This is a genomic window from Cellulomonas sp. GTC20042 (assembly GCF_055389595.1).
In genome coordinates, this window is record NZ_AP043678.1 from 993,352 (window position 1) to 1,014,525 (window position 21,174).

Annotated in this window: 16 protein-coding genes; 7 read left to right on the forward strand and 9 right to left on the reverse strand. The window is 76.7% G+C overall.

What is annotated here, in order from left to right:
- Positions 1-29: 29 nt before the first annotated feature.
- Both ACZ5HG_RS04675 and ACZ5HG_RS04680 read right to left on the reverse strand, forming a co-directional pair.
- Entirely contained in the window at positions 30-608 is a 579-nt protein-coding gene (locus ACZ5HG_RS04675) for a DUF1003 domain-containing protein (RefSeq protein WP_464180705.1), read from the reverse strand.
- Entirely contained in the window at positions 601-1,923 is a 1,323-nt protein-coding gene (locus tag ACZ5HG_RS04680; RefSeq protein WP_464180706.1) for a magnesium transporter MgtE N-terminal domain-containing protein, read from the reverse strand. The genes ACZ5HG_RS04675 and ACZ5HG_RS04680 overlap by 8 nt, the downstream gene beginning before the upstream one ends.
- A 145-nt stretch (positions 1,924-2,068) precedes the next feature.
- Here ACZ5HG_RS04680 and ACZ5HG_RS04685 point away from each other — a divergent pair, with 145 nt between their 5' ends.
- A complete protein-coding gene (locus tag ACZ5HG_RS04685; protein WP_464180707.1) occupies positions 2,069-2,893 on the forward strand; it encodes a YflT domain-containing protein in 825 nt (274 codons plus the stop codon).
- Between the two features lie 84 nt (positions 2,894-2,977).
- Here ACZ5HG_RS04685 and ACZ5HG_RS04690 read toward each other — a convergent pair whose 3' ends face one another.
- On the reverse strand, positions 2,978-4,540 hold the full coding sequence (locus tag ACZ5HG_RS04690) for an aminopeptidase P family protein (RefSeq protein ID WP_464180708.1): 1,563 nt from the start codon (positions 4,538-4,540) through the stop codon (positions 2,978-2,980).
- Between the two features lie 66 nt (positions 4,541-4,606).
- On the opposite strand from ACZ5HG_RS04690, the gene ACZ5HG_RS04695 reads away from it, so the two are divergent.
- Complete coding sequence (locus tag ACZ5HG_RS04695) at positions 4,607-5,449, forward strand: PHP domain-containing protein (RefSeq protein ID WP_464180710.1); 843 nt, start codon at positions 4,607-4,609, stop codon at positions 5,447-5,449.
- Complete coding sequence (locus tag ACZ5HG_RS04700; RefSeq protein ID WP_464180712.1) at positions 5,446-6,069, forward strand: MarC family protein; 624 nt, start codon at positions 5,446-5,448, stop codon at positions 6,067-6,069. Before ACZ5HG_RS04695 ends, ACZ5HG_RS04700 begins: the two co-directional genes overlap by 4 nt.
- A gap of 165 nt (positions 6,070-6,234) precedes the next feature.
- Here ACZ5HG_RS04700 and ACZ5HG_RS04705 read toward each other — a convergent pair whose 3' ends face one another.
- A complete protein-coding gene (locus ACZ5HG_RS04705; protein ID WP_464180713.1) occupies positions 6,235-8,001 on the reverse strand; it encodes a DEAD/DEAH box helicase in 1,767 nt (588 codons plus the stop codon).
- A 233-nt stretch (positions 8,002-8,234) separates the two neighbouring features.
- Positions 8,235-9,497 (reverse strand): MFS transporter, encoded by a 1,263-nt coding sequence (locus ACZ5HG_RS04710; RefSeq protein ID WP_464180714.1) that lies wholly within the window; start codon positions 9,495-9,497, stop codon positions 8,235-8,237.
- A gap of 105 nt (positions 9,498-9,602) precedes the next feature.
- Here ACZ5HG_RS04710 and ACZ5HG_RS04715 point away from each other — a divergent pair, with 105 nt between their 5' ends.
- Entirely contained in the window at positions 9,603-10,325 is a 723-nt protein-coding gene (locus ACZ5HG_RS04715) for a ferritin-like fold-containing protein (protein WP_464180715.1), read from the forward strand.
- A 69-nt stretch (positions 10,326-10,394) separates the two neighbouring features.
- Here ACZ5HG_RS04715 and ACZ5HG_RS04720 read toward each other — a convergent pair whose 3' ends face one another.
- Both ACZ5HG_RS04720 and ACZ5HG_RS04725 read right to left on the reverse strand, forming a co-directional pair.
- Positions 10,395-10,619, reverse strand: coding sequence for a DUF3107 domain-containing protein (locus ACZ5HG_RS04720; RefSeq protein WP_464180717.1), 225 nt, complete (start codon positions 10,617-10,619; stop codon positions 10,395-10,397).
- A gap of 70 nt (positions 10,620-10,689) precedes the next feature.
- Positions 10,690-11,439, reverse strand: a complete 750-nt coding sequence (locus ACZ5HG_RS04725; protein WP_464180718.1) for a TetR/AcrR family transcriptional regulator — start codon at positions 11,437-11,439, stop codon at positions 10,690-10,692.
- Between the two features lie 64 nt (positions 11,440-11,503).
- On the opposite strand from ACZ5HG_RS04725, the gene ACZ5HG_RS04730 reads away from it, so the two are divergent.
- Together ACZ5HG_RS04730 and ACZ5HG_RS04735 are read left to right on the forward strand one after the other, a co-directional pair.
- Positions 11,504-15,124, forward strand: coding sequence for an ATP-dependent helicase (locus tag ACZ5HG_RS04730; RefSeq protein WP_464180719.1), 3,621 nt, complete (start codon positions 11,504-11,506; stop codon positions 15,122-15,124).
- A 5-nt stretch (positions 15,125-15,129) separates the two neighbouring features.
- Positions 15,130-18,516, forward strand: coding sequence for an ATP-dependent helicase (locus ACZ5HG_RS04735; RefSeq protein ID WP_464182102.1), 3,387 nt, complete (start codon positions 15,130-15,132; stop codon positions 18,514-18,516).
- 28 nt (positions 18,517-18,544) lie between these two features.
- Here ACZ5HG_RS04735 and ACZ5HG_RS04740 read toward each other — a convergent pair whose 3' ends face one another.
- On the reverse strand, positions 18,545-19,480 hold the full coding sequence (locus ACZ5HG_RS04740) for a phosphotransferase (RefSeq protein ID WP_464180720.1): 936 nt from the start codon (positions 19,478-19,480) through the stop codon (positions 18,545-18,547).
- Between the two features lie 162 nt (positions 19,481-19,642).
- Here ACZ5HG_RS04740 and nudC point away from each other — a divergent pair, with 162 nt between their 5' ends.
- Positions 19,643-20,683: an NAD(+) diphosphatase gene (nudC, locus tag ACZ5HG_RS04745; RefSeq protein WP_464180721.1), complete on the forward strand. Its 1,041-nt coding sequence runs from the start codon at positions 19,643-19,645 to the stop codon at positions 20,681-20,683.
- Positions 20,684-20,848: 165 nt separating this feature from the next.
- Here nudC and ACZ5HG_RS04750 read toward each other — a convergent pair whose 3' ends face one another.
- Positions 20,849-21,112 (reverse strand): mycoredoxin, encoded by a 264-nt coding sequence (locus ACZ5HG_RS04750; protein ID WP_464180722.1) that lies wholly within the window; start codon positions 21,110-21,112, stop codon positions 20,849-20,851.
- Positions 21,113-21,174 lie beyond the last annotated feature (62 nt).

Genomic DNA, 21,174 nt, shown 5'->3' on the forward strand with positions numbered 1-21,174 from the left:
CCCGTCGAGGGCGTCTCGCGCGGGGCCCCTCAGCGGGCGGGCGGGACCGGCTGGTCGGCGTGCCGGGGCAGGTGCGGCGGCCGCTCGGGATCCTCCGGGTCGTCGGCCCCGTCGTGCGTCGACCGGGCCGCGGCGGCCTCCCGCTCCTCGGCCAGGTCCTCCAGCAGGCTGCGCAGCTCGGAGCGCACGAAGTCACGGGTGGCGACCTCGGACAGCGCGATGCGCAGCGCGGCCATCTCGCGGGCGAGGAACTCGGTGTCGGCGAGGTTCCGCTCGGCGCGCTGACGGTCCTGCTCGGCCTGCACGCGGTCCCGGTCGGTCTGCCGGTTCTGCGCGAGCAGGATCAGCGGCGCGGAGTACGACGCCTGGAGCGAGAGCATCAGGGTCAGCGCGGTGAAGCCGTTCGCCGCCTTGTCGAACCGCAGCCCCTCGGGGCCCCAGGAGTTCCACACCAGCCACGCGACGCAGAACAGGCTCAGCCACAGCAGGAACGTCGGGGTGCCCATGAACCGGGCGATGCCCTCGGAGACCTTGCCGAACGCGTCGGGCTGGGCCTTGGGGATCCACGATCGACGCGCGGCCTTCGGGGTGTCGAGCCGCTCAGGCACGATGGCCTCCCCTCGGGGTCGTGGTGGTCGTGGGTGCGGGCGCCCCCGTGGGTGCCGCCGCCGGCTGCACCTCCTCGTCGGTCTCGCGCCAGTCCTCCGGGAGCAGGTGGTCCAGCACGTCGTCGACGCTGACGGCACCGAGCAGGCGGCGCTCGTCGTCCACGACGGGGATCGCGAGCAGGTCGTAGGTCGCCAGGCGGCGGGTGACGGCCATCAACGGGGCGTCGGCGGGCACCGGGTCGATGTCGGTGTCCACCAGCGAGCCGATCGCGTCGTGCGGGGGCTCGCGCAGCAGGCGTTGCAGGTGCACGACGCCGATGAACCGCCCGGTCGGCGTCTCCAGCGGCGGGCGCACCACGAACACCATCGACGCGAGCGCGGGGGTCAGGTCGCGTCGGCGCACGTGCGCCAGGGCGGCGGCGATCGGGGTCTCCGGCCCGAGGATCACCGGCTCGGTCGTCATCAGACCACCGGCGGTGTTCTCCTCGTACGCCAGCAGGCGGCGCACGTCCTTGGCCTCGTCCGGCTCCATCAGCTCGAGCAGCTCGGCGGCCTGGTCGTCCGGCAGCTCGCCGAGCAGGTCGGCGGCGTCGTCCGGCTGCATGGCCTCCAGCACGTCGGCGGCACGGGTGCGCTCCAGGCCGGAGAGGATCGCGACCTGGTCGTCCTCGGGCAGCTCCTCCAGCACGTCGGCCAGCCGCTCGTTGTCCAGGGCGGTGGCGACCTCCAGCCGGCGGGTGGTGCCCATGTCGTGCAGCACGTCGGCGAGGTCGGCCGGCTTGAGCTCGTCGTACTGCGCGAGCAGCAGGGCGGCGCCCTGCGCGGCGTCGGTGCGGGCCAGCCCGACGATCTTGTCGATGTCCAGCAGCTCGGGCTCGCCCCGTCGGCGCAGCAGACCGCCCCGGCCTGCCTGCCGGCGCACGAACACCTTGGAGACCAGCCAGTCGCCGTTGCGCTGCCGCTCGATCGCGACGTCCTCGACGGTCGCCGAGCCGGAGCCGTCCACCAGCTCGACGGTGCGGTCGAACAGCTCGCCGACCACCAGGGTCTCGAAGGGGCGCTGCTCGAACCGGCGCATGTTGACCAGCCCGGTCGAGATCACCTGCCCGGAGTCGATCGCGGTCACCCGCGTCAGCGGGACGAACACCCGCCGCCTGCCCGGCACCTCGACGACCAGGCCGACCGCGCGCGGCGCACCCTTGGGGCGCAGCAGCACGACGACGTCGCGCACCCTGCCCACCTGGTCACCGATCGGGTCGAAGACAGAGGTCCCGGCGAGGCGCGCCACGAAGACCCTCGTCCCGGTGCCGCTCACGCGGTCAGCCTAGACGCGCGGCGGGCGTGGTCGCGCGGGCGCGCCGCAGGCGGCGGCTGGGAGCGCCCTGGGCGTCGGCGCAGAGTTCGCCGTGGGCGTGGTGGCAGGTCTGGCGCCCCGTCCGGGGCCGGTGGAGGATGGACGCATGTCCTTCACCGGTCGACCCCGCGTCCCCTCGACCCCCACGCTGCCGCAGGGCGAGACCGTCGCGTCCTACGGCACCTACCTCGAGGCGCAGCGCGCGGTGGACCACCTGTCCGACAAGCAGTTCCCGGTGCAGCTGGTGACGATCGTCGGCACCGACCTGCGGATGGTCGAGCGGGTCACCGGGCGGCTGTCCTACGGGCGGGTGGCGGTCACCGGCTTCGGCTCCGGGGCGTGGTTCGGCGTCTTCGTGGGCCTGCTGTTCATGCTGACCTCGTCGAACACCGGGATCCTGTTCACCGCCGTGCTGATCGGTGGGGCCTTCGGCCTGCTGCTCTCGGTGATCCTCTACTCGCTGACCGGCGGCAAGCGGGACTTCACCTCGCAGAGCCAGATCGTGGCCTCGCAGTACGCGGTGCTGTGCCAGCGGGAGAAGGCGAACGAGGCGCGCGGCCTGCTCGCGGAGGTCGGCGGGGTGCGCGACGGCCTCGGCGGTCCGGCGCGCCCGGTGCCGCCGGTGGTGGTGGGGCGGCCCTCGGACCCGTCGGCGACCTACCCGCAGCCGACGCCCGGCACGGGTGCGGTGCCGCCGGCGCCCGGGCAGCCCGGCCAGCCCGCGCAGCCGCCCGCCCAGCCGCGCTACGGCCAGCTCGCTCCGCAGCCCGGGGTCGCGCAGCCGGGCGTCGGGCAGCCGGGGGTCGCGCAGCCCGGGGTCGCGCAGCCGGACGTCGCGCAGCCGCCCGCCGCCCCCGCGCAGGACGCCCCGCCGGCCCCGCCGGCCGAGCCGCGCTACGGCCAGCTCCGTCCGCCGACCGACCCCTCCTGACCGCGCCCGCGCCGGTCGGACCCCACGCAGCACGACGGCCCGCCACCCCACGATCCGGGGCGGCGGGCGGTCGTCGTCAGCGGGTCAGCCGCGCAGGCCGGCCATCCACGCCTCGATCTCCTCGGGACGCCGGGGGAGCGCCGCCGACAGGTTCTCGTTGCCGTCGGCGGTGACCAGCACGTCGTCCTCGATCCGCACGCCGATCCCGCGCAGCTCGGCGGGCACCCGCAGGTCGTCCACCTGGAAGTACAGGCCGGGCTCGATGGTGAACACCATGCCGGGCTCGATCACCGCGTCCAGGTACATCTCGCGCCGCGCCTGCGCGCAGTCGTGCACGTCCAGGCCGAGGTGGTGGCTGGTGCCGTGCACCATCCAGCGGCGGTGCTGCTGACCCTCCGGGTCGAGGGAGTCGGCGGCGCTGACCGGGAGCATGCCCCAGTCCTCCAGACGCTCGGCGATCACCACCATCGCGGCGGCGTGCACGTCCCGGAACCGGTTGCCCGGCACGGCGACCGCGAAGGCGGCGTCGGCGGCGTCCAGCACCGCCTGGTACACCCGGCGCTGCGCCTCGGTGAAGACGCCGTCGACCGGCAGGGTGCGGGTGACGTCCGCGGTGTAGAGCGAGTCGACCTCGACGCCCGCGTCGATCAGCACCAGCTCGCCGGGACGGACCTGGCCGTCGTTGTCGGTCCAGTGCAGGGTGGTCGCGTGCGGGCCGGCGGCGGCGATCGTCTCGTAACCGACGTCGTTCCCCTCGCGCCGCGCGACGTCGAGGAAGGTCCCCTCGATCACGCGCTCGCCGCGCCGGTGCGCCACGGCCTCCGGCAGGCGGCGGACCGTCTGCTCGAAGCCCTGCACGGTGGCGGCGACCGCCGCGCGCAGCTCGCCGACCTCGTGCGCGTCCTTGATCAGCCGCAGCTCGGACAGCGCCTCGGCCAGGGTCGCGTCGCGCTCGCCCGTGTCCTCGGTGGCACGGATCTCCTCGACGACGGCCTCGACCGCCGGGTCGGCGTCCGGCAGCACCAGCAGGCGGATGCCGTCGTAGCCGACGTCCTTGGCCAGCGCGTCGCGCAGGTCGTCGCTGTGCGCGGTGCGGATGCCGGTGGTGGTGGCCATGTCGTCCAGCGTCGGGCGGGCGCCGACCCAGAACTCGCCGTAGCGGGCGTCCGCGAAGAACTCCTCGGTGTCCCGCCCGGCCAGCGGCCGCATGTACAGCACCGCGCGGTGCGTGGAGCGGGTGCCGTCCGGCAGCTCGTCGCCCTCGCCCTCGGCGGCCGGGTGCAGCACCAGCACGGCGTCCGGCATCTGCTCGCCGCCCAGGCCGGTCAGGTGCGCGAAGGCGGAGTGCGGGCGGAACCGGTAGTCGGTGTCGTTCGAGCGCACCTTGTACCCACCGGCCGGGACCACCAGGCGCTCGCCGGGGAACTGCGCGGCCAGGCGCGCGCGCCGCACGGCGGTGAACGGCGCGGCCTCGCCGGCGACGGCGGTGCTCGCCGGACGCTCGGCCCAGCCGGAGGTCACCCAGTCCAGGAACGCGCTGGAGGAGGGCCGCTGGCTGCGGTTCTGGCCCCGGGCCGCCAGGGACTGCTCGGCGGCGGGGGAGGACTCGGGTGCCGGGGTCGAGCCGGCGGTGGTGTCGGTGGCCATGCCCGCCAGTCTCCCACCGCGGCCCGGCCTGTGGGACGCCCGCGGCCCGCTGACTAGGCTGCGCGGGTGCGCATCGACCTCCACACCCACTCCACGGCCTCCGACGGCACGCAGGCGCCCGGCGTGCTGGTCGCCGCCGCGGCCGCCGCGGGCCTCGACGTCGTCGCGCTGACCGACCACGACACCACCGACGGCTGGGCGGAGGCCGGTGCGGCCGCGCGTGACGCCGGGATCGTGCTGGTGCCGGGCACCGAGGTCTCGGCGCGCTCGCGGGGCGTCAGCGTGCACCTGCTGTCCTACCTCCAGGACCCGGCGCACCCCGCGCTGGCCGACCTGATCGGGCGGACCCGCGAGGCGCGGCTGCACCGGGGCCGGGCGATCGTGGAGAAGCTCGCCGCCGACTACCCGATCACCTGGGACGACGTGCTCGCGCAGCAGGCGCCCGGCACCGTCGTCGGCCGCCCGCACGTCGCCGACGCCCTGGTCGCGCTCGGCGTGGTCCCCGACCGCACCGCCGCCTTCGCCGGTCTGCTGTCCGCGCACGGCCGCTACTACGTGCCGTACTACGCCCCGGAGGCCGTCGAGGCCGTGCAGGCGATCCGCGCGTCCGGCGGGGTGCCGGTGTTCGCGCACCCCGGAGCCGACGGGCGCGGCCGGATCGTGCCCGACGAGGTGATCGCCGAGCTGGCGGAGGCCGGGCTGGCCGGGCTGGAGGTGCGGCACCGCGACCACGACGCGCACCAGCGGGAACGTCTGGCGGCGCTGGCCGAGCGGCTGGGGCTGCTGGTCACCGGGTCGAGCGACTACCACGGCGCCGGCAAGCCGAACCTGCTGGGCGAGAACACCACGGAGCCCGAGGTGCTCGCGGAGATCGTGGCGCAGGGGTGGGGTCAGGTGATGGCACGATGAGCGCCGTGCTCGACGCCCGTCTCCTCTCCGAGGTCTTCATCACCCTGTTCGTCATCATGGACCCGCCCGGGACGGTGCCGATCTTCCTCGGCCTCACCGGCGCGATGACCCGTCAGCAGCGCAACCGCGCCGCCCGGCAGGCCATCGCCGTCGCGTTCGGCGTGATCGTCGTGTTCGCGGTCTTCGGCCAGAGCCTGCTCTCCTACATGCACATCTCGCTGCCCGCGTTGCAGGCGTCCGGCGGTCTGCTGCTGCTCCTGGTGGCGATGGAGCTGCTGACCGGCAAGGCCGAGGAGCCGCAGCCCTCCGGGAACGCGAAGGTCAACGTCGCGCTGGTCCCGCTCGGCACCCCGCTGCTCGCCGGCCCCGGCGCGATCGTCGCGACCATGGTGTTCGTGCAGCAGAGCGACGGCTCCGCCGCCGACTGGATCGCGATCGCGCTGGGCGTGCTGCTCGTGCACCTCTGCCTCTGGCTGGCGATGCGCTTCGCCGGGGTGATCCACCGGCTGCTCGGCGACTCCGGCACGACGCTGGTCACCCGGATCGCGGGTCTGCTGCTGGCCGCCATCGCCGTGCAGCTCGTCGCGGACGCGGTGCGCGCGTTCATCGAGATGGGCTGACGCGCCCGCCTGCCTGATCGATCCCTTCACCGAGAGGGCAGTAGTTGTCGCTTCCGGGCCTCGGATAGCGACAGCTCCTGCCCTCTCGGCGTACGTCCGGGAACGCGAGAGGCGCGCAGCCCCGGGCGGGGTGCGCGCCTCTCGTGCGTGCGGGGTGCGGGGCGGTCAGCCCTCGGCGGGGGCCTCCGCGGCGCCGCCCTCGGCGGGGCGACCGCCACGGGTGCGCCGGCGGTTGCGCCGACGACGCTGGGCGGCCTCGGTGCTGGTCTCGCCGGCGGGAGCGCCGCCCTCGGCCGGGCCGGAGGTGGCAGCGGCCGGCGCGGTCGACTCGGTGGAGGTGATGCCGGTGCCCTCGGCCGCGCCGGAGCCCGACCCGCCGCGCCGGCGGTTGCGGGAGCGCGCCGGGCGGTCGCCCTGCTCGCCGCCGGTCCGCTCGCCGCGGCCCTCGCCGCCGTCACGTCCACCGCGCCCACGACCGCCGTCGCGCGAGCCGCCGTCCCGACCGCCACGGCCGCCGTCGCGCGAGCCGCTGTCGCGACCGGAGGTGTGCCGCTTGCCGGTCTCGCCCAGGTCCTCGAGCACCTCGGCGCCCAGGCCCTCGCGGGTGCGCTGCGAGCGCGGCAGACGGCCGGTGGTGCCCTCGGGGATGTCGAGGTCGGTGAACAGGTGCGGGGAGGTCGAGTAGGTCTCCGCCGGCTCCGGGATGCCCAGGCCGAGCGCCTTGTCGATCAGGCCCCAGCGCGGCACGTCGTCCCAGTCGACGAAGGTGACGGCGGTGCCCTTGTGCCCGGCGCGGCCGGTGCGGCCGGTGCGGTGCAGGTAGGTCTTCTCGTCCTCGGGGCACTGGTAGTTGACCACGTGCGTGACGTCGTCCACGTCGATGCCGCGGGCGGCGACGTCGGTGGCGACCAGCACGTCGACCTTGCCGTTGCGGAACGCGCGCAGCGCCTGCTCGCGGGCGCCCTGGCCGAGGTCGCCGTGGATGGCGCCGGCGGCGAAGCCGCGCTCGACCAGCTCGTCGGAGACCTTGGCGGCGGTGCGCTTGGTGCGGGCGAACACGATGGTCAGACCGCGGCCCTTCGCCTGGAGGATGCGGGCGAGCACCTCGATCTTGTCCAGGGCGTGCGCGCGGTAGACGACCTGCTTGATGTTCTTGACCGTGGCGCCCGCGTCGTCCGGCTCGGAGGCGCGGATGTGGGTCGGCTGGGTCATGTAGCGGCGGGCCATCGCGACCACGGCGCCCGGCATGGTGGCCGAGAACAGCATGGTGTGGCGCGAGGCGGGCGTGCGGGCGAGCAGCTTCTCCACGTCGGGCAGGAAGCCGAGGTCGAGCATCTCGTCGGCCTCGTCCAGCACGACGCAGCGCACGCGGGACAGGTCCAGGTGGCCCTGGTTCATCAGGTCGATCATGCGGCCCGGGGTGCCGACGACGACCTCGACGCCACGGTTCAGCGTCTCGATCTGCGGCTCGTAGGCGCGGCCGCCGTACAGCAGGGCGACGCGCACCGAGCGGCGCTTGGACGCGGTCTCCAGGTCGCCGGCCACCTGCACCGCGAGCTCGCGGGTCGGGACGACGACGAGCGCCTGCGGCTTGCCGGGCGCGGGCAGGGTGTCGAAGCCCTCCTCGCCGGGGGCGACCACGCGGTGCAGCAGCGGGACGCCGAAGCCGAGGGTCTTGCCGGTGCCGGTCTTGGCCTGGCCGATGATGTCGTGGCCGGACAGCGCGACCGGCAGGGTCATCGCCTGGATCGGGAACGGGGTGGTGATGCCGGCGTCGGCGAGGGCCTGGACGATCTCCGGGCGGACGTCGAAGTCGGCGAACGTCACGTTCGCAGCCTGCACGGAGGCGGCGGTGGTGGTGGCGTCGATGATCTCGACGGCGACGTCCTCGGGGGACGTCGGCTCGTCGGTCAGGGGTTCGGTCGAGGTCACGGACTGCTCTTCACTCGTGCGGGTGGCGAGCCTCGCGTCGCGAGCACGCGCGACGGGCGTCGCCACAGGTGGTCCGGCAGCCGATCGTGCAGGTCAGTCGAGGGCGGTCCGGACGCCAGGGGCGTCACGACGCGCTCGGAGCACCGAGGTCGAGACGACCGGGCAACCGATGTACACGCGCGATCCTACCCGGGAGGCGCCGCTCCGGGGCGGTGACGGATCGGGCCCCCGCGTCAGGCGGCGGCCGGCACCGGCTCGGACGCGGCCGCCACGGCGGCGGCGAGGCGTCGCTGCTGGGTGGCGGCGAGCAGCAGCGCGACGACGGTGGCGGTGCAGGTGACCGCGAACGCGGCGGTGTGCCCGGAGGAGTCCGCGAGCCGCCCGGCGATGCTCGAGCCGAGCGCGTAGCCGACGCCGGTGGCGCTGGCCAGCGCGGTCATCGCGGCGCCGGAGCGGGCCGGCGGCACGATCCGCTCGGCCAGCGAGAACACGCCGATCATGTAGGGCGCCACCGCGAAGCCGAGCACTGCCACCGCGGCGATCAGCGTGCCGATCGAGTCGACCAGCAGCAGCGGCCAGGACAGCGCGACCAGCGCGGTCGCGGCGACCAGCACCCGGCGCTCCTGACCGATCCGGGCCGGCAGGAAGGCGGTACCGATGCCGGCCACCGCGCTGCCGACGCCGAGCACCGCGTGGATCAGGCCCGCGAGCCCGGGCTGCCCGGCCTGGGTGGCGAGCACGGTGGTGCCGGTCTGGGTGGCGCCGAACAGCACGCCGACCGCAGCCTGCGCGACGATCAGCACCGCGAACACCGGGGTCAGCAGCGGGCCGGAGGCGGCGGGCGCGACGGCGGGGTCCTTCTGCTCGACCAGGCGCGCGGCGCCGCCGGTGAGCCGGGCGGTGGGGTGCAGGGCGAAGGCGGTGCCGAAGATCGCGAGCAGCACTGCCGCCGAGGCGAGCGCGCCGACGGGGGAGAGCGCCACCGCCACGACGCCCACCAGCGCCGGGCCGAGCGCGAAGGACGCCTCGTCGACGGCGCCCTCGTAGGAGAAGGCCGCGTCGACCAGCCGGCGCTGCTCGGTGCCGGTGCCCGCGGTGATCGGCCGCCAGCGCACCCGGGCCAGCGGGCCGACCTGCGGCAGCGCCAGACCGGTGAGGGCGGCGACCGCCACCAGGGCCGCGCCGGGTGCGCCGAGGTGCGCGAGCGTGGTGAGCACGCCCAGCGCGACGGCCCCGGTGAGCGACTGCACCAGCACCACCGGGCGCTGGCCGTGCTTGTCGGCGAGACCGCCGGCGACCGGGGCGCCGATCGCGTTGGCGACGGCCAGGCAGCCCGCGGCGAGACCGCCGGTGCCGTAGGCGCCCGTCGCGGTGGAGACGAGCAGCAGCGTGCCGAGCTGGGCCATCGCCATCGGCAGGCGGCCGAGGAAGGCGATGACGACGTAGGCGGGTCCGGCCAGCCGGAACAGGCGGCCGTAGACGGCGAGGGGTGACACGCGGGCCTCTCAGGGTGCGACGACGGTGCGACGCGCCTCCCCGCCTCCAGGTCGCGTCCGGGCCCTGAGCTCATGCCAGCATACCGGCGGGGCTACGATCGCCGGATGACCGAGACGACCCAGCACGCCCCCGAGGCGGCGGACACCGTCGAGCTGCTCGGGCTCGTCGCGCACCTCCAGCACGTCGCGTTCAACCGGCTCGCCGAGGACGCCGGGGTCGCGCCGACCACCGCGCAGCAGCTCGCGCTGAGCCGGCTGGCCGCCGCCGCCGTGCAGCGCCGTGACCGCGTGCTGACCCGCGTGGTCGAGCTCGGCGGGGACCCGGAGCAGTGCCTCGGCGCGTACGCGCGGCTGATGGAGGACTTCGACAGCCGCACCCAGCCGAGCACCTGGTGGGAGCGCCTGCTGCGCACCTACGTGACCGAGGGCGTCTCCGACGACTTCTGCCGGATCGCCGCCGCCACCGTGGACGAGCGCTCCCGCGCGCTGCTGCTCGAGGTGCTGGACGACGCCGCCCACGCGGACCTCGCCGTCGCCGAGCTGGAGACCGCCGGTGCGCAGGACGAGGTGCTGGTGTCCCGGCTCGCGCTGTGGGGCCGCCGCCTGGTCGGCGAGTCGCTCGGCGTGGTGCAGCAGGTGATGACCGCGCACCCCGCGCTGGGCCGCCTGGTCAGCCGTCGCGCGGTGGAGGCCGCCGAGACCGCCGAGGCCGAGACGCCCGCCCCGGACGCAGCCGTCGCCGCCGCGGAGGCCGCCCCCGGCAAGCTGTTCGGCGAGCTGACCGCCGAGCACACCCGCCGCATGTCGCGCCTCGGGCTCACCGCCTGACGCGTCGCCCGTCCTGGACGACGAAGGGCCCCGCACCGGTCGACCGGTACGGGGCCCTTCGTGGTCGTCTCAGATCGCGCCGAAGCCGACACGGCCCTTCGACTCGGTGCCGATCTCGACGTAGCCGATCGAGGCCGACGGCACCAGCACGCGGCGCCCGCGGGTGTCGACCAGCTCGAGCACGGCCTCGCCGCCCAGCGCCTTCGTGACGGCGGCGGTCACCTCGTCCGCGCTCTGGTCGGACTCGATCACCAGCTCGCGCGGCAGGTTCTGCACACCGATCGTGATGTCCACGCTTCGTCGTCTCCTCGGTCGTCCGATGCTGTGGCGACGTCCGGCCGGAGCACGGGGTCGCCCGGTCATCCTAGGCCGGGACCTCGCCCGCGGACGGCTCCGCGGACCCGCGTTCGCCCTCGGCCGACAGCGGCACGAAGTCGGCGATCCCGCCCCAGGCCAGCCGCGCGACCAGCTCGGCGGTGTCCCGGGCGGAGATCGCGCGCGGGTCGTCGTCGCCGACGCCCGTCCCGGCGGTGCCGTCGGCGGTGCTCTCGGCGCCGCGCAGGCGGCGGGTGGCCGCGGCCTGCGCCATCGCCGCGATCGTCGGGGCCAGCAGCGCGGCGCTGGCGGACGGCACCCCGGCCACGTCGGTCAGCACGGTCCGCAGCCGGCGGGTGGCGGCGGCGGTGGCCCGCTCCACCCGGGCGCGCACGTCGGCGTCGTGCCGGACGTCCGACTCGAACAGCAGCGAGGAGGCCTCGCCGGCGGTGTCGACGAAGTCGAGGTAGGCACGCACCACGCCGGTGAGGATCGCGCGGGCGTCGTGCGGCCGGACCTCGCCCGCCGGGTGCGTGGCGACCGCGGCGTCCACCGCCGACAGCAGCTCGGCCCCGCGCGCATCGACCACCGTGAGGTAGAGGTCGAGCTTGGACGGGAAGTGCCGGTACAGCACCGGCTTGGTCACCTCGGCGCGATCCGCGATGTCGTCCATGGACACGTGGTGGAAGCCCTCGGAGGTGAACAGCTCCTGGGCGATCCGCAGCACCTGCGCGCGGCGCAGGTCACGCGGCATCCGCACCGTGCGCGGTCGATCGGCCGAGCCGTTCCCGGTCTCCATCGGCCGATGATGCCACGGCCCGGCGTGGCCCCGGCTGTCGGTCCCGTGTGATGGGATCGGGGCCGTGCACCCCACGGCCACCGGCTCCGCGCGGGCGGCGGCGGGCGCCGGCGCCCCGGATCCGCGCACCCCGGGCGCGGGGGCCGCCCGGGCGGGCACGTCGGATGCGCTGGGCGCGTCGGGGGCCGAGGAGCCGCTGCGGCTGGTGCGACCGGCGCTCGCGGACGTGCCGGAGCGGGTGCGGCTCGGCGCGGACCAGCGCGCGGTGCTCGACCGGCTGCTCGGGCTGGACGGCGCGGGGCTGCCCGACCGGGCGCTGCTCGTGGTCGGCGCGGCCGGCTCGGGCAAGACCACGCTGGCGCTGGAGGCGGTGGCCGCGGCGCTGGACGCGGCGGAGCCGGAGATCGACGCGGCCCCGGCCGACGGACCCGCCGCGGGCGAGGTGCAGGACCTGTTCGCCGCCACCGCCGCCATGCCCACGCTGCGGCCGGACGACGTGCTGGTGCTGTCGGCCAGCCGGCGCGGGGCCGCCGACCTGCGGGACCGGCTGGGCTCCCGGCTGCGTCGCACCACCGGGCAGACCCCGGTGCGCACCCCGGCCTCGCTGGCGTTCGCGGTGCTGCGCGCGCGGGCCGTGCTGCTCGGCGAGCCCGGACCGACCCTGATCTCCGGGCCCGAGCAGGACCTCGCCCTCGGCGAGCTGATCGCCGGGCACGTCGCGGGCGAGGGCGTGCCGATCCCGTGGCCGCCGGCCGTGCCGCCGGAGGCGCTGACCCTGCGCTCGTTCCGCGGCGAGCTGCGCGACCTGCTGATGCGCGCCGCCGAGCGCGGGCTGAGCCCGGACGACCTGGCCGACCTCGGCCGGCGGTACGACCGCCCGGAGTGGGTGGCCGCCGCCGCGCTGTACGAGGAGTACCTGGACGTGACCACCCTGCGTTCCGGCACCCCGGACGCCGGCGCGCGCTTCGACCCCGCGGTGGTGGTCGAGGAGGCCGCCGAGGCGCTGCGAGCCTGGGACGACGAGCTGCCGGGACGCCCGCGTCCGCGCTGGCGACTCGTGGTGGTGGACGACTACCAGGAGGCCACCGAGGCGACCGCCCGCCTGCTGCGGGTGCTGGCCGCCGACGGGGCGCGCCTGCTGCTGCTCGCCGATCCGGACACCGCCGTGCAGACCTTCCGCGGAGCCACCCCGGCGCTGGTCGGACGGGCCGACGTGGACGGTGAGGGACCGGGGGAGCTCGGGGCACGGCGGATGGTGCTGGGCAGCGTCCGGCGGCACGGGCCGGCGGTGCGCACGGTCGCGGCGCGGGTGGCCGAGCGGGTGGCGGTGGTCGGCGGTGCGGCGCACCGGCGCGCGACATCGGCGGGGGTGCCGGGCGCGGGTGCGGGTGCGCCCGCCGACGGGACCGCGCCCACCGGTACGGCCGCGCCGCGCCGTCCGCTCGACGTGGTGCGCACCGCCGTGCTGCCGAGCGCCGCGCAGGAGGCCGCCTACGTCGCGCACGCGCTGCGCACCGCCCGCCTGGAGCACCAGGTGGCGTGGTCGCAGATGGCGGTGATCGCCCGTGCGGGCAGCCAGGTGACCGCGCTGCGCCGCGCGCTGGGATCCGCGCAGGTGCCGGTGGTGGTCGTCGGCAGCGACGTGCCGCTGCGGGACGAGCCGGCGGTCCGCCCGCTGCTCGACGCGCTGCGCTGCGTGCTGGTCGGGGTGGACCGGGCGGGCGCGGGGGCGACGGGCGCAGCGGATCCGGAGGGCATCGACGGCGCGGCGACGTCCGCCGAACGGAGGGCCGGGACCCGACCGCACCTGCCCGACGGCGGCTGGCTCGACGCCGAGACCGCCGCCCGGCTGTTCTGCTCGCCGCTGGGCGGGATCGACGCGGTGGGCCTGCGACGGGTGCGCCGCACCCTGCGCGCCGAGGAGCTGTCCGGCGGCGGCATGCGGAGCAGCGACGACCTGCTGGTCGAGGTGCTGTCCGACCCCGCACGGTCCGCCTCGCTGCCGGCGCCGGTGCGCCGTCCGGTGGAGCGGCTGGCGACGGTGCTCGCCGCCGGGCGGGACGCCGCGCGGGTCGCCGGGGCCGACGCGCAGACCGTGCTGTGGGCGCTGTGGGACGCCGCCGGGCTGTCCGAGCCGTGGCGGCGGGCGGCGCTCGCGGGCGGGCCGGGCGGTGCGCGTGCCGATCGTGACCTGGACGCGGTGCTCGCGCTGTTCCGCGCGGCGGAGACCTTCGTCGACCGCACGCCGCAGGCCGGCCCGGGGGCGTTCCTGGAGTGGGTCGAGGCGCAGGAGCTGCCCTCGGACACGATCGCCGCGCGCGCCAGCCGGGACGCGGTCAGCGTGCTCACCCCGGCCGGTGCCGCCGGGCGGGAGTGGGAGGTCGTCGTGGTGGCCGGTGTGCAGGAGGGCGTCTGGCCGGACCTGCGGCTGCGTGACTCGCTGCTCGGTTCCCAGGCGCTGGTGGACCTGCTCGCCGGACGGGAGCCGGACGCCGACCGCTCGGGGGCCGCCGCGCGCGCCGCGGTGCTCGCCGACGAGCTGCGCTCCTTCCACGTGGCCGTCTCGCGCGCCCGGCACCTGCTGCTGGTCACGGCGGTGGCCGACGCCGACCAGCAGCCCTCGCCGTTCCTCGACCTGGTGGAGCCCTGCGACGAGGACGAGGACCCGCGCCGGGTCTCCGCGCCGGTGCCGCTGGACCTGCGCGGGCTGGTCGCGGAGCTGCGCGGCCGGCTGGAGGGCACCGCGCGTCGGGGCCGCCCGGACCCGCAGGCCGCCGCGGTGCTGGCCCGGCTGGCCGACGCGGGGGTGGACGGTGCCGACCCGGCGTCCTGGCACGGGCTCGGTGAGCGCTCGTCGGACGCCCCGCTGTGGGGACCGGGGGAGCGCGTGCCGGTGTCGCCGTCCCGGATCGAGACCGCGGGCACCTGCACGCTGCGCTGGGCGCTGGAGGCCGCGGGCGGCACCGCGCCGAGCAGCGACCGGCAGGCGCTCGGCACGCTGGTGCACGCCCTCGCGCAGGACCACCCGACCGGGGGCCGCGAGGCGCTGGCCGCCGACCTGGACCGGCGCTGGCCCGAGCTCGGCCTCGGCACCGGCTGGCCCGCGACGCTGGAGCGCCGCAAGGCCGACGCGATGGTCGCGCGCCTGGCCGACTACCTCGCGCACGCCGGGGAGCCGCTCGCGGTCGAGGCGCGGTTCGAGCTCGCGCTGGACCGGGCGCTGGTGCGCGGCACGATCGACCGGGTGGAGCGGGCTCCCGACGCCCCGCCGGTACCGGACGGTGAGCCCGGCGATCCCGCCGCCGTGCCGGTGCGCGTGGTCGACCTCAAGACCGGTCGCACCGCGTTCTCCGCGGAGGAGACGACCACCAACCCGCAGCTCGGCGCCTACCAGCTGGCCGTGGACGCGGGCGCCGTCGAGGGGCTGCCCCCGGACGCCACCAGCGCGGGCGCGCAGCTCGTCTACGTGTCCGACGTGAACAAGCACAAGGCGGCGGTGCGCGAGCAGGCCGGCCTCGGCCCGGACTCCCGCGAGGAGCCGTCGTGGGCGCGCGAGCACATCGAGGAGGTCGCGGAGCGGATGGCGTCCTCGTCCTTCGCGGCCACCGCGAACAGCCTGTGCGACCGGTGCCCGGTGCGCCGGTCCTGCCCGCTGCGCGACGAGGGCGGGCAGGTGGTGCAGTGACCGAGATGAGGCTGTCCGCCCGCGAGATCGCGGACCTGCTGCACCGCGACCCGCCGACCGACGAGCAGATCGCGGTGATCGAGTCGCCGCTGCGCCCTGCCCTGGTGGTCGCCGGTGCCGGCTCCGGCAAGACCGAGACCATGGCCGCGCGGGTGGTCTGGCTGCTCGCCAACGGCCTGGTCGCGCCGGAGGAGGTGCTGGGCCTGACCTTCACGCGCAAGGCCGCCGGCGAGCTCGCCGAGCGGGTGCGTCGCCGGCTGCGCCACCTGGCCCGCGCCGCCGCCGCCGAGGGCGTGCACCTGCCCGGCCTGAGCGTCGCGGAGGACGGTGCCGCCCTGCTCACCGCGGCGCGCCCGACGATCTCCACGTACAACGCCTACGCCGCCGCGCTGGTCGCCGACCACGGGCTGCGGCTCGGCGTGGAGCCCGCGGCCCGGCTGCTCGGCGAGGCCGCGCAGTGGCAGCTGGCCAGCCAGGTGGTCGAGCACTGGGACGCCGACCTGGAGTCCTCCGCGGCGGTGTCCACCGTGGTCGAGGCGGTGCTCACCCTGTCCGGCGCCCTGGACGAGCACCTGCTCACGCCGGAGCAGGCCCGCGCCGGGATCGAGGACGTCGTCGCCGCGATCGAGGCGACCCCCGCCGGCCACCCGCCGCGCAAGCCCTTCGCCAAGGTGCGCGACCTGACGATCGCGCTGGGCCACCGGGTGCGGCTGCTCGACGTCGTCGCCGCCTACCGCCGGGCCAAGCGCACCGCCGACGCGCTGGACTTCGGCGACCAGGTGGCCATCGCCGCGCGGCTGGCCCGGGACGTGCCGGAGGTCGGCGCGGGGGAGCGGGCCCGCTTCCGGGTGGTGCTGCTGGACGAGTACCAGGACACCTCCTACGCGCAGCTCGTGCTGCTGTCGTCCCTGTTCGGCGGCGGGCACCCGGTCACCGCGGTCGGCGACCCGCACCAGTCGATCTACGGCTGGCGCGGGGCGAGCGCCGGCGGGCTGGAGCGCTTCCCGGAGACGTTCTGGATCCCGGAGGGCGAGGGCCGCCGGCGGGCGGACGTGTTCCGGCTGTCGACGTCGTGGCGCAACGACCGTGCGGTGCTGGACGCGGCCAACCTGGTGGCGGCACCGCTGCGCGCCGGCACCACCCGCGTCGACCTGCCCGAGCTCGGGGCACGTCCCGGCGCCGGTCCGGGGGACGTCGCCGCGCACCTCGCCGCGACGCTGGAGGAGGAGGCGCAGGCGGTCGCCGAGTTCGTCGCCGCGCGCTGGCGTGCCGAGGGCGGGACCACCGCGCCGGGCTGGACGCGACCCCGGGCCGGCGGACCGGACGGCGTCGCCCGCGTGCTCGTCGGCGCCGCCGCGGCCCCCGGCACGTCCCGCGTCACCGCCGCCGTGCTCTGCCGCAAGCGCGCGCAGTTCCCCGCGCTGCACCGTGCCCTGCGCGCCGCCGGGCTGCCGGTCGAGGTGGTCGGGCTCGGCGGGCTGCTGGACACCCCCGAGGTCGTGGACCTGGTCGCGCTGCTCCAGTCCGCCCACGACCCCTCCCGCGGCGACGCGCTGATGCGCCTGCTCACCGGGGCGCGCACCCTGCTCGGTGCCGCGGACCTGCACGTGCTCGCCGCCTGGTCCGGGGTGCTCGCCGAGGGGCTCGACCGGCGGTCCGGCAGCCGCCCCGCCGTGGCCGACGCGGTGGACGAGCGCAGCATCGTGGACGCGGTGGACTCCCCACCGCCGCCGGGCTGGACCGATCCGCGCGGGCGGTCGCTCACCGAGGCGGGGCGGGCGCGCCTGGTCGACGTCGGCCGGGTGCTGCGCGCGCTGCGGTCGCACACCTACCTGTCGCTGCCCGAGCTCGTGGTGCACGCCGAGCGGCTGTGGGGTCTCGACATCGAGGTCACCGCCCGGCCGGGGCTCGGCCCGGGACGCGCCCGCGCGCACCTGGACGCGTTCCGTGAGGTCGCGGTCCGGTACTCCGACGCCACCGACACCCCGACCCTCGGCGGGTTCCTCACGTGGCTGGAGTCCGCCGACGCCCACGAGCACGGCCTGGACATGCCGGTGGCGGAGCCCGACCCCGACGCCGTGCAGCTGATCACGGTGCACGCCGCCAAGGGCCTGGAGTGGGACGTCGTCGCGGTGGCCGGGATGGTGGACGGCGGGCTGCCCGCCACCCGCACCCAGGGCAAGGACGGTCCCACCGACTCCGCCTGGCTGACCGGTCTGGGCGAGCTGCCCTACCCGCTGCGCGGCGACCGCGCCGACCTGCCGGCGTTCGCGTACGCCGGTGCCGCCGACCCCAAGGACCTCGACGAGCGCCGGCAGCAGTTCCTGCGCGACGCCGGGGACCACCAGGTCGCCGAGGAGCGCCGGCTGGCCTACGTCGCGCTGACCCGTGCCCGGTCCTCGCTGCTGCTCACCGGCGCGTGGTGGGGCGAGGGGAGCCGGCTGCGCCCGCCCTCGCTGTTCCTCACCGAGGTGGTCGAGGCCGGGCTCGCCCGGGTCGCCGGCTGGTCCGACGAGCCCGACGCCGGCGCCGAGAACCCGCGCGCCCAGGAGGTCGCCTCGGCGGTCTGGCCCGCCGACCCGTTCGCGCAGCCCGGCGCCGACCCCGCCACCTCGCGGCGCCCCGCGGTCGAGGCCGCCGCCGAGGCGGTGCGCGCCGCCCGTGCCGACGCCGACGAGGCGCCCGCGGGCGCGACCCCGTGGGACCGCACCGCCGCGCTGCTGCTCGCCGAGCGGGACGCCGAGGCCGGGCCCGCACCCGAGGTCGAGCTGCCCGCCCACCTGTCCGCCTCCGCCGTGGTCCGGCTGGCCGCCGACCGTGCCGAGTTCGCCCGCGCGCTGCGCCGGCCCGTGCCGCAGCGACCCTCCCCGCAGGCCCGGCGCGGCACCCAGTTCCACGCCTGGGTCGAGGGCTTCTACGGGCGCGCCGCCCTGGTGGACCTGGACGACCTGCCCGGCGCCGACGACGACTCGACCGCCGTGCACGCCGACGAGGCCGCGCTGCGTGCCGCGTTCCTGGCGACGCCCTGGGCCCGCGCCGAGCCGGTGGCGGTCGAGGTGGACGTCGAGACGGTGGTCGGTGGGTACGTGCTGCGCTCGCGGATCGACGCGGTGTTCCCCGATCCGGACCGCCCGGAGCCGGACGCCGTCGTGGTCGTCGACTGGAAGACCGGTGCGCCGCCGAGCGACCCGGCCGCGATCGCGGTGCGCGAGCTCCAGCTCGCCGTGTACCGGCTGGCGTGGTCGCGGTGGACCGGCACGCCGCTGGACCGGGTCGGCGCGGCGTTCTGCTACGTCGGCGCCGGGCGGACCGTGCGCCCGGCGGAGCCGCTCGGCGCGGCGGAGATCGAACGGCTGCTGCTGGCGGCGACGTCGGAGGTCGGGCAGGGCTGATCGACGGGGCCGGGCGGGCCCCGGGGGGTCAGGCGGGGCTGGGCCCGGGGTCCGGCACCTCGCGGGTGGCCTCGTCCAGCTCGTCCAGCATCTGCACGGCGTCGGCGATCACCTCGTCGTCACCGGCACGGACCCCGTAGAGCAGCCAGCGGGCCAGCGCCAGCTCCCCGGCGAGCAGCGCGCGCTCGGCCAGGTGCGGGTCGGTGAGCTCGGTGCGGCGCAGCTGGTACGCCTCCATGATCGAGTCGACCGCGTCCTGCGGGGCCGCGACCAGCAGCCAGGACAGGTCGTCGGCGGGATCGGCCACCTTCGCCTCGCCCCAGGCCAGCACACCGGTGACCTCGCCGTCGGCGACCAGCACGTGCTCCGCGGACAGGTCGCCGTGCACGACCACCGGCGAGAACCGCCAGATCGAGACGTCCTCCAGGCGCTCCTCCCAGCGGCGCAGCAGCGAGGCGGGCACCCGGCCGGTGCGCGCGGCCTCGTCCACCTCGGCGAGCCGGCGCTGCCGGTAGGACGCGGCGTCGTACACCGGCAGCCCGGCGTCCTCGACCACCGCCGGCGCGAGCTCGTGCAGCGCGCCGATCGCCCGGCCGAGCGAGGCGGCGGCACCGGGTCCGGGGCGCAGGTGTTCCAGCGCGACCGGGTGCCCGGGCAGCTCGCGGTGCACCACCACGCGCCCGCCCTCCTCGAGCGGCGCGGTGCCGACCACCCGGGGCACGTCGAAGGGCAGCCGCTCGGCGTCGACCTGCTCGCCCAGGGCGTGCAGCAGCACCAGCTCGGCCTCCAGCGCGGCACCGGCGGCGGCGTGCCGCGGCGCGCGGACCACCCAGCGGCGGCGCTGCCCGTCGGTCACCACGGCGACGTCGTCGTCCCCCGCGGACGATCCCGCGCGCACGTCCCGGGCGTCGAAACCGGGCACGGCGACGGTCGCGAGGGCAGCCAGGGCGAGGGGAGAACGCACCCGCCCAGGGTAGAGCCCCGGTCGGCCGAGGTCCGGCGGCGGGCCCCCGGGCGTGTCCGGCGCTGCGCAGCACGGCGAGACCAGGTGCTCGGCCGGCCCCGGCGTGGTCCGTGCGCACGGACGCCGACTGCACCTCCCCGGCCCGGCGCGTACGGTGGCGACGTGTTCGACTCCGACCTGCCCCTGTCGCGCACGGTGACCGACCGCGCGGCCGAGCGGCGCGACGAGCCCGGACTGCTCGCCGCCCTGCTGGACGACCCGTCGACCCTGGTGCTGCTGGTCAGCGGCGGACGGGTCGCCACCCGGTCCCGTGGCCGCCGCACCGCTCTCGCGCTGCTCTCCCCGCAGGAGGCGGCCCTGCGCGCACCCACCGGCTCGCTGGAGGAGCGCTGGGCGTTCCTCGGCCACGACGACGCCGACGGCGCCCCCGGTGCCGCCCCGGGCGAGGCCCCGCCGAGCGGCCCGGCCTACGTCGCGCACCACGTGCCGGACCCCGACCGTGCCGCCCTGCCGCCGGGCACCACCTGGTCCGCCCTGCGCGAGGTCGGCGCCGACCTGTCCGCGCGGGACGCCGGGCTGGCCACCGCCGCGGTGGCGCTGTACGAGTGGCACGGCCGCAACCCGCGCTGCCCCCGCTGCGGCGCGGTGACCTTCACCGTGCAGGCCGGCTGGGTCCGTCGCTGCGTCGCCGACGGCACCGAGCACTACCCGCGCACCGACCCCGCCGTGATCATGGCGGTGGTGGACGAGCGCGACCGGCTGCTCCTGGCGAACTCCGCCGCCTGGCCCGGCGCGCGGTTCTCCACCCTCGCCGGCTTCGTGGAGGCGGGGGAGTCGGTGGAGCACGCGGTGCGGCGCGAGGTGCGCGAGGAGACGTCGGTGCTGGTCGGCGAGGTGTCCTACCGGGGCAGCCAGCCGTGGCCGTTCCCGGGATCGCTCATGCTCGGCTTCCGGGCGGCGGCGCTCAGCACCGAGATCACCGTGGACGGCACCGAGATCGCCGCTGCGCGCTGGTTCGACCGCGACACCCTGCGCACGGAGGTCGCCGAGGGGACCGTGGTGCTGCCGCCGCGCACGTCGATCGCGCGGGCGCTGATCGAGGACTGGTTCGGCGGGGCGCTGCCCGAGGGCCCGGACCCCCGCGCCTGGTCCGCCACCCCCGCGCCCGATGCCACCGTGCCCAGCACCCCCGCGCCCGCCTGATCGCGCCGCACCGCTCGCGCTCCACGTCCCGGCCGAGTTCGGTGGTTCGTGCGAGAAATCGCCCTCCGAACCACCGAACTCGGCCGGAACCACCGAACTCGCCGCCGGGGGAGCGCAGCGGGCGGGGTGGGATGCGCTGGGGGTGCGCTGCGCGCGCGGGCGCGCTCAGGCGCTGAGGCGGGTGCGGACCTCGACGAGGCTGGGGTTGGTGGCGGCGGTGCCGTCGGGGAACAGCACGGTGGGGACGGTCTGGTTGCCGCCGTTGACCTGCTCCACGTAGGCGGCGGCGTCCGGGGTCTGCTCGATGTCGACCTCGGTGTAGGCGATGCCGGCCGAGTCGAGCTGGGTCTTCAGGCGTCGGCAGTACCCGCACCAGGTGGTCGAGAACATGGTCACGGTGCCCTCGGCGGGCAGCTGCTGCGTGGTCATCGTCGCCTTCGTCTGTGGTCGGATCGGCTGTGCCTCGGGTGGAACGCCCGCGGTGCCGCAGA